10 protein-coding genes are annotated in these 13,814 nt (G+C 68.0%); 7 read left to right on the top strand and 3 right to left on the bottom strand.

Annotated elements, in window-relative coordinates:
• The first annotated feature begins 158 nt into the window (after nucleotides 1-158).
• The 5 genes from UU9_RS12055 (at nucleotide 159) to lpxK (ending at nucleotide 6,416) form a co-directional block, all read left to right on the top strand.
• On the top strand, nucleotides 159-2,450 hold the full coding sequence (locus tag UU9_RS12055; protein WP_007082029.1) for a DNA internalization-related competence protein ComEC/Rec2: 2,292 nt from the start codon (nucleotides 159-161) through the stop codon (nucleotides 2,448-2,450).
• Nucleotides 2,451-2,552: 102 nt separating this feature from the next.
• Nucleotides 2,553-3,200: a MotA/TolQ/ExbB proton channel family protein gene (locus tag UU9_RS12050; RefSeq protein WP_007082028.1), complete on the top strand. Its 648-nt coding sequence runs from the start codon at nucleotides 2,553-2,555 to the stop codon at nucleotides 3,198-3,200.
• Nucleotides 3,201-3,210: 10 nt separating this feature from the next.
• A complete protein-coding gene (locus UU9_RS12045) occupies nucleotides 3,211-3,642 on the top strand; it encodes an ExbD/TolR family protein (RefSeq protein ID WP_007082027.1) in 432 nt (143 codons plus the stop codon).
• Between the two features lie 14 nt (nucleotides 3,643-3,656).
• A complete protein-coding gene (msbA, locus tag UU9_RS12040; protein WP_007082026.1) occupies nucleotides 3,657-5,423 on the top strand; it encodes a lipid A export permease/ATP-binding protein MsbA in 1,767 nt (588 codons plus the stop codon).
• A gap of 9 nt (nucleotides 5,424-5,432) precedes the next feature.
• Complete coding sequence (lpxK, locus tag UU9_RS12035; protein ID WP_007082025.1) at nucleotides 5,433-6,416, top strand: tetraacyldisaccharide 4'-kinase; 984 nt, start codon at nucleotides 5,433-5,435, stop codon at nucleotides 6,414-6,416.
• Here lpxK and hutI read toward each other — a convergent pair.
• The 3 genes from hutI to UU9_RS12020 form a co-directional block, all read right to left on the bottom strand.
• Entirely contained in the window at nucleotides 6,405-7,631 is a 1,227-nt protein-coding gene (gene hutI / locus UU9_RS12030; protein ID WP_007082024.1) for an imidazolonepropionase, read from the bottom strand. The genes lpxK and hutI overlap by 12 nt on opposite strands.
• A 25-nt stretch (nucleotides 7,632-7,656) precedes the next feature.
• On the bottom strand, nucleotides 7,657-9,135 hold the full coding sequence (locus UU9_RS12025; protein ID WP_007082023.1) for a chloride channel protein: 1,479 nt from the start codon (nucleotides 9,133-9,135) through the stop codon (nucleotides 7,657-7,659).
• 66 nt (nucleotides 9,136-9,201) lie between these two features.
• Nucleotides 9,202-10,773 carry a bifunctional GNAT family N-acetyltransferase/carbon-nitrogen hydrolase family protein gene (locus UU9_RS12020; RefSeq protein ID WP_007082022.1) on the bottom strand — a complete coding sequence of 524 codons (1,572 nt, stop codon included), beginning with the start codon at nucleotides 10,771-10,773 and terminating at the stop codon, nucleotides 9,202-9,204.
• Between the two features lie 169 nt (nucleotides 10,774-10,942).
• On the opposite strand from UU9_RS12020, the gene UU9_RS12015 reads away from it, so the two are divergent.
• Entirely contained in the window at nucleotides 10,943-12,298 is a 1,356-nt protein-coding gene (locus UU9_RS12015) for a formimidoylglutamate deiminase (RefSeq protein WP_007082021.1), read from the top strand.
• A 201-nt stretch (nucleotides 12,299-12,499) separates the two neighbouring features.
• Nucleotides 12,500-13,750, top strand: coding sequence for an MFS transporter (locus UU9_RS12010; RefSeq protein WP_007082020.1), 1,251 nt, complete (start codon nucleotides 12,500-12,502; stop codon nucleotides 13,748-13,750).
• Nucleotides 13,751-13,814: the final 64 nt, after the last annotated feature.

Raw genomic sequence — 13,814 nt, 5'->3', positions numbered from 1 at the left:
TAATCCCTAATCCCTAATCCCGTAAAAGCCATCGCGCACAGGGTGCGCTCCTACACGCGAGGCGAAGACCTACACGTCTTTCGTCCGCTGCAAGGTCAACGTCGCGCTACGCTCGATGATCCGACCGCATGGAGCGCAGCGTGGCACGAATCGCGGCAATGCCCGCGGCAAGCATGGGGCTCGCCTTGCTGGCGGGGGTGCTGGCGGTGCAGTGGTTGCCGTCGTTGCCGCCACGTTGGTGCACGCTGCTGTTGTTGGCTCTCGCCTTGTTGCTGGCGTGGCGATGCCCACGCGGACGCTGGGTCGGGTACATCCTGATCGGCGTGGCGTGGGCGATGTATCGGGGCGGCATGGCCATGGATGCGCGCTTGCCGCGTTCGCTGGAAGGCCGCGACCTGATCGTGACCGGCACCATCGTGGATCTGCCGTTGAAGCGCGGTTACGCCAGCAGCTTCGAGTTGCGGGTGGATCGCGCCACGCTGGATGGCCGGCTCATCCCCTGGCGCGGCCGCGTTGCTGTGAGCTGGTACGACGATCCGCCAACGCTCCATCCCTGCAGTCGCTGGCGCCTGCAGTTGCGCCTGAAACGGCCGCGCGGACTGCTCGATCCGGGCAGCGCGGACAGCGAGCGCACCGCGCTGCAGCGGGGCATCGTGGCGCACGGTTATGTGCGCGATGATGTCGACAACGCGCAGCTCGGCAAGCCCTCCTGGTGCGTCGATGGTGTGCGCGATGCGATCGCCCGCGGCATCGCGGCGCGGGTACGCGACCCGCATGATGCGGCGCTGTTGCGCGCGTTTGCCGTGGGCGACACGCGCGGCCTGCAGCAGCAGGACTGGGCAGTGGCGCGCGCCAATGGCGTATCGCACCTGATCGCGATTTCCGGTTTCCATGTGGGTGTGGCGGCGGTGTTCGGGCTGGGCCTGGCGACGTTGCTGTATGGCCTGCTTCCGCGGCTGGGCCACCGCTTGCCGCGGCCGCAGGCGCAAGCCACTGCCGCCTTGCTGGCGGCCACGATCTACAGCGCGCTGGCGGGTTTCGGCCTGCCCACCGTACGCACCTTGCTGATGATCGCGGTGGTTACGCTGGCGCGCTGCGGGCGACGCGGCAGTACCGGCGCGCAATCGCTGGGGCTGGCCATGCTGGCGATCCTGCTGGTCGATCCGTTGGCCGTGCTGGCGGCGGGGTTCTGGCTGTCCTTCGTGGGCGTGGCGTTCCTGATGCTGTGCCTGCAGGCGCGTGGTCGCGGCCTGCGCGCGTTTCTGCATGAGCTGTCGGCCGGGCAGATGGTGATGACGGTGGGGCTGTTGCCGTTGAGCTTGTGGTTTTTCGGGCAGGCCTCGCTGGTGGGCGCGTTGTCCAACCTGATCGCGGTGCCGCTGGTCAGTTTCGCGATCGTGCCCTGTGCACTGGGCGGCACCTTGCTGTTGGGGTTGTGTCCGCCCGCGGCCGCTCCGGTGTTGTGGGTGGCCGCGAAGCTGGCCCATGCGCAATGGTGGCTGCTGGAGCAGACGGCCGCCTGGCCCGGCGCGCAGTGGTATCTGCCGTCGGTGCAACCGCTGGCGTTGTTGATGGCGCTGGTTGGTGCGCTGTGGCTGTTCATGCCGCGCGGTGTGCCGCTGCGCTGGCTGGGTGCGCTGCTGTTCCTGCCGCTGCTGTATCCCGCGCTGACGCCGCCACCGGCGGGCACGTTCCGGGTGTGGGTGCTGGACGTGGGGCAGGGCTTGTCGGTGTTGCTGCGCACGCAACACCATGTGCTGGTGTACGACGCGGGCGCGCGCTATCCCTCGGGTTTCGATCTGGGCGAGGCGGTGGTGCTGCCGGCGATGCATGCGCTGGGCATCGGCCAGCTCGACATGTTGATGATCAGCCACGGCGACAACGATCACGCGGGCGGCGCCGAGACGGTCGCCATGGCATTTCCGCAGGCAACGCGCTACGCCGGCGAACCGTCTCGGATGCGCATCCCCATGCAGCAATGCGTCAGCGGACAGTCCTGGCGCTGGGATGGTGTGGATTTCCGCGTGCTGAATCCGGCACCCGGCCAGGGTGACCGCGACAACGACAGTTCCTGCGTGCTGCTGGTGGAAGGTCCGCGCGGCCGTCTGCTGCTGGCCGGCGACATCAGTTCGCGGGTGGAGCCGCAGGTGGCCGCGGCGGTCGGGCCCGGCCCGGCGCCGTTGCTGGTGGTGCCGCATCACGGCAGCAAGACTTCGTCCAGCGCGGCGTTCATCGCCGCGATCCATCCACCCCTGGCGGTGGTTTCGGCCGGCTGGCGCAACCGTTTCGGGCATCCGAAGCCCGAGGTGGTGGCGCGCTATGCGATGGCCCGTGTGCCGCTGTTCAACACCGCGGTCCAGGGCGCCATTCCGCTGGAATTTCCGGTGGATGCGCCCGCGCGGCGCGAACCGGGCTGGCGTTTGCGCCGGCGCCGCTACTGGCGCGAGTGAGCCACTTACTGCCACCTGTGCCGCAGTCGGGTGAAGCGGGACTGCTATCATGCGCGCTCTCGACAGGCCGTCCGATGGGGGCGCAACGTGCTGGAAATCCTGATGGCTGGTGGCTGGGCGATGGTGCCCATCCTGATCTGTTCCGCGGTGGCACTGGCGATCGTGCTGGAGCGCTGCCTGACGCTGCGTCGCAAGGCCGTGCTGCCGCCCGGGCTGGGCGAGGAAGTACGCCAGTGGGCGCGCGCGGGACAACTGGATCCCAACCATCTGCAGACGCTGGCCAACAGCTCGCCGCTGGGCGAACTGCTGGCCGCGGCGCTGGCGGTGCGCAACCGTCCGCGCGAGTTGATCAAGGAGCGCATCGAGGACACCGGCCGCCACGTGGTGCACCGGATGGAGCGCTACCTCAACACGCTGGGCACGATCGCGCTGATCGGCCCGCTGCTGGGCCTGTTCGGCACCGTGGTCGGCCTGATCCGCATGTTCATGGAGGTGATGGGCGGCGGCATCGGCGATCCGGCAAAAATGGCCGGCGGCATCGGCGAGGCGCTGATCTGCACCGCGTCGGGGCTTACCGTGGCGATCCCCGCGTACGTGCTGCACCGCTATTTCCGTTCGCGCGTGGCCGGTTATTGCGTGGACATGGAAAAGCAGGCCACCGCACTGCTGGACGACCTGACCCTGACCGCGCCCGCGGCCACCCCGCGTCCGCGCCGCGCACCGGCTCCCTCGGCCACGGGCCCGGGCTGAGGTCGCCACGATGCGTATCGGCAACGACCGTCGGCAGGACGATTTCGAGATCAACGTGATCCCGTTGATCGACGTGTTGCTCACCCTGCTGATGTTCTTCGTGCTCACCAGCACCTTCATCCAGCACTCGCGCTTGCAGGTGACCCTGCCCAACGCCAGCACCTCCGATCGCGACATGAACGCGCCCACGCTGACCGTGATGATCGATCGCGATGGCCGCTTCTACGTGGGCAGCGACGAGGTCATGGGCGAAGGCATCGACCCGCTCAAGCAGGCCATCGCCAGCCATGCGGGCAATGACCGCGAGCGTCCGGTGACGATCCGCGCCGACGCCAACACGCCGCACCAGGATGTGGTGACGGCGATGGACGCACTGGGCCAGCTCGGCTTCAGCCGCCTGTCGATCGCCACCACGCTCACGGCGGCGGGCGCGAAGGAGTGAAGCATCGCCCGGCCATGGCACCGGTAGTCGACGGCTGGGGCGTCTATCGTCGGCTGCTCGGTTACACGCGGCGGTACTGGCCGATCGGGTTGGTGGCGGTGGTCGGCATGCTGGTCGACGGTGGCGGATTGGCGCTGTTCACCGGCTTGCTGCAGCCGATGATCGATACCCTGTTCACGCGCAAGGATCCGTACCTGATCTTCTGGATGCCGATCTGGATCATCGGGATCTTCCTGGTGCGCTCGTTCGGCACCTTCGTCAGCGATTACGGCGTGTCCTACATCGGCCGGCATGTGGTGCAGGCGATGCAGCACGACGTGTTCGATGCCTATCTCAGGCTGCCGGCGCCGTACTTCGGCAGCGAGCCGTCGGGGCAGCAGGTGTCACGCGTCACCTACACCAGCGAGCAGGTGGCCGCCGCTTCCAGCAGCGCGGCGAAGATCGCCATCACCGACGGTTTCACCGTGATCGCGATGTTGGGGGTGATGCTTTATTACAGCCCCTACCTCACGCTTTCGCTGCTGGTGATGGTGCCGGCGATCGCGCTGGTGGCCACCGTGGTGAGCCGCCGCTATCGCCAGATCAGCCGCCGTATCCAGGGCACCATGGGCTCGGTCACGGGCACGGTGGAGGAGTCGGTGGGCGCGCATCGCGAGGTGCGGATCTACGGCGGCCAGCAGCATGAGGCGCAGCGTTTCGGCGACATCACCCGCCACACCCGCCAGCTCAACCTGAAGATCGCCGCCACCAATGCGGCGTCCAGTTCGACCGTGCAACTGATCGCGGCGATGGCGCTGGCGGCGCTGGTCTACCTGGGCACGCGGCCGCAGGTGCTCGATGTCATGTCGCCGGGCGTGTTCTTCAGCGTGCTCACCGCGATGGGCACGATGCTTCCGTCGCTGAAGCGACTGACCAGCGTGCAGGCGAACATCCAGCGCGGCCTGTCGGCGGCCGAGGACATCTTCCAGGTGATCGACCTGCCGCCGGAAGTGGACCAGGGCGTTCGCGAGCTGTCGCGTACGCAGGGCGACCTGCGTTTCGAGGCGGTGCGGCTGGTCTATCCGCGCAATGGATTCGAGGCGCTGCGCGGCGTGGATCTCCATTGCGCGCCGGGCAGCGTGACGGCGCTGGTGGGGCGCTCGGGCAGCGGCAAGAGCAGCCTGGTGGGCATGCTGCCACGCTTTTATGAGCCCAGCGCCGGACGCATCGTGCTCGATGGCGAGGACTACCGCGATTACACGCTGGCCTCGCTGCGTCGGCAGATTGCGTGGGTGGGGCAGGCGGTGGTGCTGTTCGACGATACGGTGGCCAACAACATCGCCTATGGCGAACTGGCCGACGCCAGCGAGGCGGAAATCATCGCCGCGGCCGAGGCGGCCAATGCGATGGAATTCATCGCACGCATGCCCGAGGGCATCCATACCCGCATCGGTCAGAGCGGCAACATGCTTTCCGGCGGCCAGCGCCAGCGCATCGCCATCGCGCGGGCGATCCTGAAAAACGCACCGATCCTGGTGCTGGACGAAGCGACCAGCGCGCTGGATACCGAATCGGAGCGGCTGATCCAGCAGGCGCTGCAGCGGCTGATGCGCGACCGCACCACGCTGGTGATCGCCCACCGCCTGTCCACGGTGGAAGATGCCGACCAGATCGCGGTGATGGATCAGGGCCGCATCGTGGAGCGCGGCACGCATCCCGAATTGATCGCGCTGGGCGGCCACTACGCGGCGCTGCACCGGATGCAGTTCAGCGAACAGACCGCCGCCCAGGGCAGCGACTGAGGCTTCGTCATGGCGCTGGTCGACACGCTCGAAGCGGCCTGGTACGGCGATGCCCGCGCCCCCTGGTGGACGCGGCCGCTGGCGGCGCTTTACAGCGCGGTCATCCATCTACGCCGTGCGTTCTATCATTTTGGCTGGCTGCGTCGCGTGCAACTGGACGCGCCCGTCATCGTGATCGGCAACATCAGCGTGGGCGGCACCGGCAAGACCCCGCTGACGATCGCGGTGGTCGAGGCGCTGCGCACGCACGGCTACCGGCCCGGCGTGGTGAGCCGCGGCTACGGCGGCAGCCAGCGCGAACCGATGTTGCTGGACGACAAACCCGATCCGGCGCGGGTGGGCGACGAGCCGTGCCTGATCCGCGCCAGCGGCGTGCCGGTGGCGGTGGGGCGCGATCGTCCGGCCGCCGCGCAATTGCTGCTCGATGCCGGTTGCAATGTGCTGGTGGCCGACGACGGCCTGCAGCATTACGCCCTGGCGCGCGACGTGGAAATCGGCGTGGTGGACGGCACGCGCCGCTTCGGCAACGAGCGCCTGTTGCCTGCCGGCCCCCTGCGCGAACCGATGCAGCGCTGGGAGCGATTGAATTTTCGGGTGTGCAACGGCGGCACGCCGGCGGCGGATGAATATCCGATGCGGCTGCGCGGCCAGGTGGCGATGGCGTTGACCGATGCGCGCAAGCAACCGCTGCGCGACTTCGGCGGCCAACGGGTGCATGCGGTGGCGGCGATCGGCCACCCGGAGCGTTTCTTCGACAGCCTGCGGGCGGCGGGTATCGAGGTCATTGCGCACCCGTTCGCCGATCACCATGCCTTCTCGGCGGCGGAACTGGATTTTGCCGATGGCCTGCCGGTGTTGATGACCGACAAGGATGCGGTCAAATGCCGGCCTTTCGCCCAGCCGCACTGGTGGCGGGTGCCGGTGCGCGCGGAACTGCCGGCGGCTTTTTTCAAGGCGCTGGCCGCGCGCGTGGATCGCTTGTCACGCCACTGATTCACCGCCGACAAGGACGGCGCGCACCAGGGCGCCGCCGATCCAGTAGCACAGCGCCGCCGGCTGCTTCACGTTCCATATCACCAGATCGGCACGCTGGCCCGGCGCCAGCGTGTCGCGATCGTGCAGGCCCAGCGCGCGCGCCGCATTGACGGTGACGCCGCGGAGCGCTTCCTGCGGCGTCAGCCGGAACAAGGTGCAGGCCATGCCCGCGGCCAGCCGCAGCGACAGCAGCGGAGAGGTGCCGGGGTTGCAGTCGGTGGCGATCGCCATCGGCACGCCGTGCTGGCGCAGCAGGTCGATCGGCGGGTGCTTCGTTTCGCGCAACGCGTAGAACGCGCCGGGCAGCAGCACGGCGACCGTGCCGGCGGCGGCCATCGCCCGGATGCCGTCCTCGCCGAGGTGTTCCAGATGGTCGGCGGAGAGCCCGCCGTATTCGGCCACCAACGCCGCGCCGCCGAGGTCGGACAATTGCTCGGCGTGCAGCTTCACCGGCAGCCCCAGCAGCTTCGCGCGCTCGAACACGCGACGGGTTTCCTCGCGACTGAAACCGATGCCTTCGCAGAAGGCATCCACCGCATCGACCAGGCCTTCGGCGGCCAGCGCGGGCAGCAGGCTGTCGCAGACCAGGCTGACGTAGGCATCGCGGCGGTCCCGGTATTCCGGCGGCAGCGCATGCAGGCCCAGGAAGCTGGTGCGCACGCTGATGCCCAACTCGCGGCCGATGCGGCGGGCCACGCGCAGCATGCGGCGCTCGCTGTCCAGATCCAGCCCGTAACCGGACTTGATTTCCAATGTGGTCACGCCATCGGCCCGCAGCGCCTGCGCCCGCGGCAGCGATTGGGCGAACAGTTGCTCCTCGCTGGCCGCGCGGGTGGCGTTGACGCTGGCGACGATGCCGCCGCCGGCGCGGGCGATCTCCTCGTAGCTGGTGCCGTTGAGGCGCATGTCGAATTCGTGGGCGCGGTCGCCGCCGAACACCAGGTGGGTATGGCAGTCGATCAGGCCCGGCGTCACCAGCGCGCCATCCAGCGATTCCACGGCCACCGCCAAAGCGGCGGGCGCATCGGGCAACGCATCCATGCGGCCCAGCCACGCGATGCGGCCGTGGTGCAGCGCGATGGCGCCGTGCTCGATCAAACCGTACGGCGCGTCGCCGCCAAACGTGGCCAGCGTGGCATTCAACAGCAACCGATCCCAGCGTGATTCGCTCATGGTGGCGCGGACTCCCGTGACTGGCTCAGGGTTGGCGGCGAACCGCGTTTTCGCCGGGTGCGGCCGGCTCCTCGAAGGCGCTGGTGCGCCCTTGCGGCGGCGATTCGCTGCTGGCGTCATCGACGTCGTCGTCGCTTTCGCCGGTAGGGCGCTGCGTTGCGTGGCGCTGTTCGTAATCCTGCACCATGCGCTCGGCGAAATCGCGATAGACCGGCGTGGGGCAGAACAGCGACGCCGCCGCGCGCGCCAGCAGGCAGGCGGCCATGATCGGAATCACCATGTCCTGGTTGTCGCACAGTTCCATGGCAATCACCGCCGAGGTCAGCGGCGCGCCGGTGACGCCGGCCAGGTACGCGCTCATGCCCAGCAGCACCACCGCCGCCGCGGGCACGTCCGGCAGGAATTGCGTGATGTTCTGGCCCAGGCCGGCGCCGACCGCCAGCGCCGGCGAGAAGATGCCGCCCGGAATGCCGGCCCAGTACGACACCACGTTGGCCAGCAACTTGGCGATGCCGAAGGATTGCCCCGGCGTGTTGACGGCGTCCTGCACGATGGCGCGGGCCTGGTCGTAACCGGTGCCGTAGATCGCGTTGTGCGAACACAGCCCCAGCAGCGCCAGCGCCAGGCCGCAACCCACCGCGAACAGCACCGGCCAGCGCGAACGCAGGCGTCCGATCCGGGCCAGCGGGCCGCGACGGCTGAGCAGGATCAGGCGCGCGAACAAGCCGCCAAGCAGGCCGCAGATCACGCCGGTGAGCAGCACCGCGAGCCAGGCGCGACCCAGCGGCAGGCTGGCCTCGACTTCGCCGAAATACGAGTAATTGCCCATGATGCCCAGCGACACCACGCCGCCGATGATCACGGCGGTCAGCAGCAAGCCACTGAAGCGATGCTCGAAGGTGCCGGCCAGTTCCTCGATCGCGAACACCACGCCGGCCAGCGGTGTATTGAACGCGGCCGCGATGCCCGCCGCGCCACCGGCCAGGATGAAGCGCGAGGCCGCCTTGGGGTCGGTGAAGCCGAAGCGGCGGCCGATCGAATAGAACAGCGCCGCGCCCACGTGCACGGTCGGCCCCTCGCGGCCGATGGAGGCGCCGACCGCCAGCGAGATCAGCGTCAGCACCATCTTGCCCACCGCGATCGGCAGCGACAGCATGCGCGCGCGAAAGCCCTCGTCCTCGATGTGCAGCGTGCCGATGACCTGCGGAATGCCGCTGCCGCGCGTCGCCCGCATGCGCCCTTCGGTCACCCATGCCAGCAGCCCGAACACCAGCGGGGTGAGGATCAGCGGAATCCACACGCCGAACGCGAGGATGCGCAGGAACAGGTGGTACGACCACACGCTGGCCTTGGCGAACAGGATGGCCGCCAGCGCCACCAGCACCGCACCGACCCACAGCACCAGTCGCCGCTTCCACTGATGCGGCGCGAAAAACTCGTGGCCAAGCAGCGCCTGCAGGCGTGGGTTCGACGATCTGGTCACGGGTTCGGAAGAGTCATCCATCGCGTGATTATCGCAGGCCGGCGTGGCCGACGATGTGGAGCCCGGCGCAGCTACGCGCCTGTGCGGTCAGCCCGCTCCGGGCAGCGTGCGCCAGCGGGTCTCGTACAGGTCGAAGCGACGGTCCTTGAGATTGGTCACCGCGCCCGCGTTGCGCGCGCGGGCCAGCCCTTCCAGGCGCAGGTCGGCAAACAGCACGGTTTCGATGTTCGGCGTCGAATCGGCCGCCACGCCATCGCGCGCGAAGCCGAAATCGCTGGGCGTGAGGATGCAGCTCTGGCCGTACTGGATGTCGAAATTGTTGACGCCGGGCAAGTTGCCCACATTGCCCGACATCACCACGTAGCACTGGTTTTCGATGGCACGCGCCTGCGAGCAGTAACGCACGCGCAAGTAGCCCTCGCGCACGTCGGTGCAGAACGGCACGAACAGGATCAACGCGCCCTGGTCGGTAAGGTGCCGCGCCACCTCGGGAAACTCGCTGTCGTAGCAGATCATCACCCCGATCGGCCCGCAGTCGGTCAGCACGGTGGCGGCGCTTTCGCCACCGCTGATGTTCCATACATTGCGTTCGCTTGGCGTGGGGTGAAGCTTCTCGCGCTCGTGGATGGAGCCGTCGCGCAGGCAGATGTAGCAGACGTTGTGGATGTCGCCGTTGGCCTGTTCGGTGGGGTGCGTGCCGGCGATGATGTTGATGTTGTAATGGACGGCCAGACGGCTGAACAGATCCTTCACCTGCGGCGTGTAATGGCTCAGCTTGCGGATCGACTCCACCGGCGACAGCTCGGTGTTCTCGATCGACAGCAGCTGCAGCGTGATCAGCTCGGGGAAGGTGACGAAGTCGGCGTTGTAGTCGGCGGCGATGTCGGTGAAGTATTCGACCTGGGTGGCGAATTCCTCGAACGAGGCAATGCGCCGCTGCAGGTATTGCACCGACGCCACCCGCACGGAATCGGGCAGGTGCTGGGTCGAGGGGATCGAAGGTACGTCCGGCTGGTTCATCAATCGCGGGTTGCGCCACACCAGGTGCACGGCAAAGCCCAGCGATTCATGGTCGGACGGCACGTAGGCGCGCAACAAGCCGATCATCTCGAAACCGTTGGACAGCTGGAAACTGAGCGTGGGGTCGCGCCGCTGCCCGTCCAGCACCGCCTGCACATAGGCGCCGGCACTGCCGTAACGGCTGATGTTTTTCGCCAGCCCGGGAATGCGTCCGCCGAACACGATGCCGCGCAGCTTCAGGTCGGTGCACAGCCGCTTGCGCGCGTGGTACAGCCGCTGCCCGATGCGCATGCCGCGATAGTCCGGGTGCACCACCACTTCCATGCCGTACAGCCAGTCGCCATCGGGCTTGTGCCGCGAGGCCATGCCGCCGCCGGTGATCTGCATCCACGTATGCGGCGCCAGCGCGGTGGCCTCGTCGATGCGGAAGGTGGCGCAGTAACCCACCACCTTGCCCTCGTACTCGACCACGAACTGGCCTTCGGGAAAGTGCGTTTGCTGGGAACGCAGCATCTCGCGCGAATGGCCCCATTCGTCGGAATAGACGCGGGCGGTGAGCTCGGCCAGTTGCGGCACATCGGCGGGCACCGCCTGCCGCAATGCCAGCTTGGGCGTGTTTTCATTGGGCTTCTTGGGCATGGGTCGATTATGCACAGGCCTTACCACGCCAGGGTGAAGAGCCGTCCACGTCGCTGCAGCCATCTCGCCTTCCAGCGCCTTGCGATTCCAGGCCGGGAGAAAGGAAGAGCCCGAAGCAGCCTTTCCCGAGGTTCCCTACACTGCGCGCACCGCCACGGGAGACGCTTCCATGCCTGATCACGCCACTGCATACCGCGCCGACCACCTGTGGCGTATCGACGGCTGGCAGGCGCAGGCCACGTTCGGCGTGGATGCCCGTGGGCGGGTGACCACCACCGACGCCGCGGGCGAATCGCTGGGCGCATGGGTATTGCCCGGCATGCCCAACCTGCACTCGCATGCGTTCCAGCGCGCGATGGCCGGGCTGGCCGAACGCAAGGGGCCGGCCGAGGACAGCTTCTGGAGCTGGCGCGAAACGATGTACACCTTCGCCGCCGCGATCGGGCCGGAAGCCGTGCAGGCCATCGCCGCGCAGCTCTACGTGGAAATGCTCAAGGCCGGGTATACCCAGGTGTGCGAGTTCCACTACCTGCACCATCAGCCCGATGGCACGCCGTACGCGCAGCCCGAGGCGATGTCGCTGGCCTTGATCGAAGCGGCCAGGGAGGCCGGCATCGCGCTGACCTTGTTGCCGGTGCTGTACATGAGCGGCGGTTTCGACGGCCGTGCGCTGGGCGCTCGCCAGCGGCGTTTCGGCCATACCGTGGAAAGCTACCTGCGCCTGCTGGAAACCCTGCACAAGCACGAAAGCGACGATCTGCAGGTGGGCATGGCGCTGCATTCGCTGCGCGCGGTACCGGAAGCGGCGATGCGCCAGGTACTGGCCAGCGATGCCGCAAAAAGCGGTCCCATCCACATCCACATCGCCGAGCAAATCGGCGAAGTGCAGGATTGCCTCGCCCTGCGCGGCGCGCGGCCGGTGGAATGGCTTTTCGAGCACGCCGCGGTCGATCCGCGCTGGTGCCTGGTGCACGCCACCCACCTCACCGGTGCCGAGACGACGCAGCTCGCCCGCAGCGGCGCCGTGGCCGGCTTGTGCCCCACCACCGAGGCCAACCTGGGCGACGGTATCTTTCCGCTGGCCGCCTACCGCGACGCCGGCGGCGCGCTGGGCATCGGCTCGGATTCGCACATCTCGATTTCGCCGGTGGAGGAGTTGCGCTGGCTGGAATACGGCCAGCGCCTCGCCACGCGCCACCGCAATGTGGCCGCGCGGCAGCCGGGCGACAGCGTGGGCGAAAGTCTCTGGGGCGCCGCACTGCGCGGCGGCGCGCAGGCCTCCGGATTCGCGGTCGGCGAACTGCGCGAAGGCGCGCGCGCCGATCTGATCGTGCTGGACGAAACGTCGCCCCTGCTGGCGACCCGCGACGCGCGATCGGTGCTGGACAGTTTCCTGTTCGCCGGCAACACGCCGCTGGTGCGTCACGTGATGACGTCCGGCCGCTGGCAGGTGCGCGATTTCCGCCATCGGGACGAGGAGCGCATTGCTGAGCGCTATCACCGTACCGTGGCACGCCTCCTGTAGCTCGCCGTTGTTGTCGTGTGTGGGAGCGACTTCAGTCGCGATGCTTTTGATGGGGCCTGCCAAAGAGCATCGCGGCTGAAGCCGCTCCCACAGGGTGAGGCCCTCAGGGCGGCGCCCGGGTGCGTCGTGGTCGACCGGGGCAGTCGTATCATTGGCCGGATGGAATCCCCCTCGACGCCTGTTTCCGTCGCTCCGCCAACCATGCATGACGCGGCGCGCGCACCCTTTATCCATCACGGCACGCCGGCTTTTCGCCAGACCAACCTGGCGTTGTTTGCGGCGGGCTTTGCCACATTCGGCTTGCTCTATTGCGTGCAGCCGCTGATGCCGGAATTCAGTCGCGACTATGGCGTGAGTGCCGCGGGCAGCGCGCTGTCGCTGTCGCTGACCACCGGCGTGCTGGCGGTGGCGATGTTGTTCGCCGGGGCATTGTCGGATGCGTGGGGGCGCAAATCGGTGATGGTGGCGTCGCTGTTGTCGTCGGCATTGCTGGTGCTGGTGACGGCGGTGATGCCGAACTGGACGGCGCTGCTGGTGGTGCGCACCTTGCTCGGTTTGACCCTGAGCGGATTGCCGGCGGTGGCGATGACGTACCTGGGCGAGGAAATGCACGTCGAGTCGATCGGCCTGGGCATGGGGCTGTACATCAGCGGCAGTGCGGTCGGTGGCATGGGCGGGCGGTTGATCACCGGCGTGCTGGCGGACTTTTTCGGATGGCGCGCCGGGGTCATGGTGGTTGGTGTCATCGGCGTATTGGCCGGCGCGATCTTCTGGCGCGCGCTGCCGCCTTCGCGGCATTTCGTGGCGCAGCCGCTGCGCTGGCGGCTGGTGGCCGGCCGCTTCGCCGGCATGTTCCATGATCGTGGCCTGCCATGGCTGTTCGTCGAGGGTTTCCTGCTGCTGGGCGCCTTCGTCACCGTCTACAACTACCTGGGCTATCGCCTGCTGGCCGCGCCCTACAACCTCAGCCAGGCGGTGGTGGGGCTGATCTTCGGCATCTATCTGGTGGGCACCTTCAGCTCGGCGTGGATGGGTCACCTCGCCGGCAAGCTGGGGCGGCGCAAGGTGCTGTGGACGGCGTTCGCGCTGATGCTGGCCGGGGTGGCTTTGACGATGTGCCGGCCGTTGCCGCTGATCATGCTGGGCATCGTGGCGGTGACGTTCGGCTTTTTCGGTGGCCATTCCATCGTCAGCAGCTGGGTAGGGCGCCGCGCCGGGGCGGCCAAGGCGCAGGCGTCGTCCGTGTATCTGTTCTGCTACTACATGGGCTCGAGCGTGGCGGGCGCCAGCGGCGGGCTGTTCTACGCCTCGCACGGCTGGCAGGGCGTGGCGCTGTTCGTGGGCGCGCTGGTGCTGGCCGGGCTGCTGATCGCGTTGCGGTTGGTACGGCTGGCGCCACTGGTGAACGTGGCGACGCCGCCGATGCCGATGAGCCGGGGGGCGATGCCGTAGGACGGCCGGGAATCGGGAATCGGGAATCGGGAATCGGGAATCGGGAATCGGGATTCGGGATTCG

The sequence above is a fragment of the Rhodanobacter fulvus Jip2 genome (assembly GCF_000264315.1).
Classification (GTDB): Bacteria; Pseudomonadota; Gammaproteobacteria; order Xanthomonadales; family Rhodanobacteraceae; genus Rhodanobacter; species Rhodanobacter fulvus.
This window is presented reverse-complemented; position numbering and strand designations above follow the sequence as displayed.

Excerpts from the sequence above, each read along its gene's own strand:
- UU9_RS12055 (WP_007082029.1), top strand. The coding sequence starts at position 159 with ATGCCCGCGGCAAGCATGGGGCTCGCCTTGCTGGCGGGGGTGCTGGCG.
- UU9_RS12050 (WP_007082028.1), top strand. The coding sequence starts at position 2,553 with ATGGCTGGTGGCTGGGCGATGGTGCCCATCCTGATCTGTTCCGCGGTG.
- UU9_RS12045 (WP_007082027.1), top strand. The coding sequence starts at position 3,211 with ATGCGTATCGGCAACGACCGTCGGCAGGACGATTTCGAGATCAACGTG.
- msbA (WP_007082026.1), top strand. The coding sequence starts at position 3,657 with ATGGCACCGGTAGTCGACGGCTGGGGCGTCTATCGTCGGCTGCTCGGT.
- lpxK (WP_007082025.1), top strand. The coding sequence starts at position 5,433 with ATGGCGCTGGTCGACACGCTCGAAGCGGCCTGGTACGGCGATGCCCGC.
- hutI (WP_007082024.1), bottom strand. The coding sequence starts at position 7,631 with ATGAGCGAATCACGCTGGGATCGGTTGCTGTTGAATGCCACGCTGGCC.
- UU9_RS12025 (WP_007082023.1), bottom strand. The coding sequence starts at position 9,135 with ATGGATGACTCTTCCGAACCCGTGACCAGATCGTCGAACCCACGCCTG.
- UU9_RS12020 (WP_007082022.1), bottom strand. The coding sequence starts at position 10,773 with ATGCCCAAGAAGCCCAATGAAAACACGCCCAAGCTGGCATTGCGGCAG.
- UU9_RS12015 (WP_007082021.1), top strand. The coding sequence starts at position 10,943 with ATGCCTGATCACGCCACTGCATACCGCGCCGACCACCTGTGGCGTATC.
- UU9_RS12010 (WP_007082020.1), top strand. The coding sequence starts at position 12,500 with ATGCATGACGCGGCGCGCGCACCCTTTATCCATCACGGCACGCCGGCT.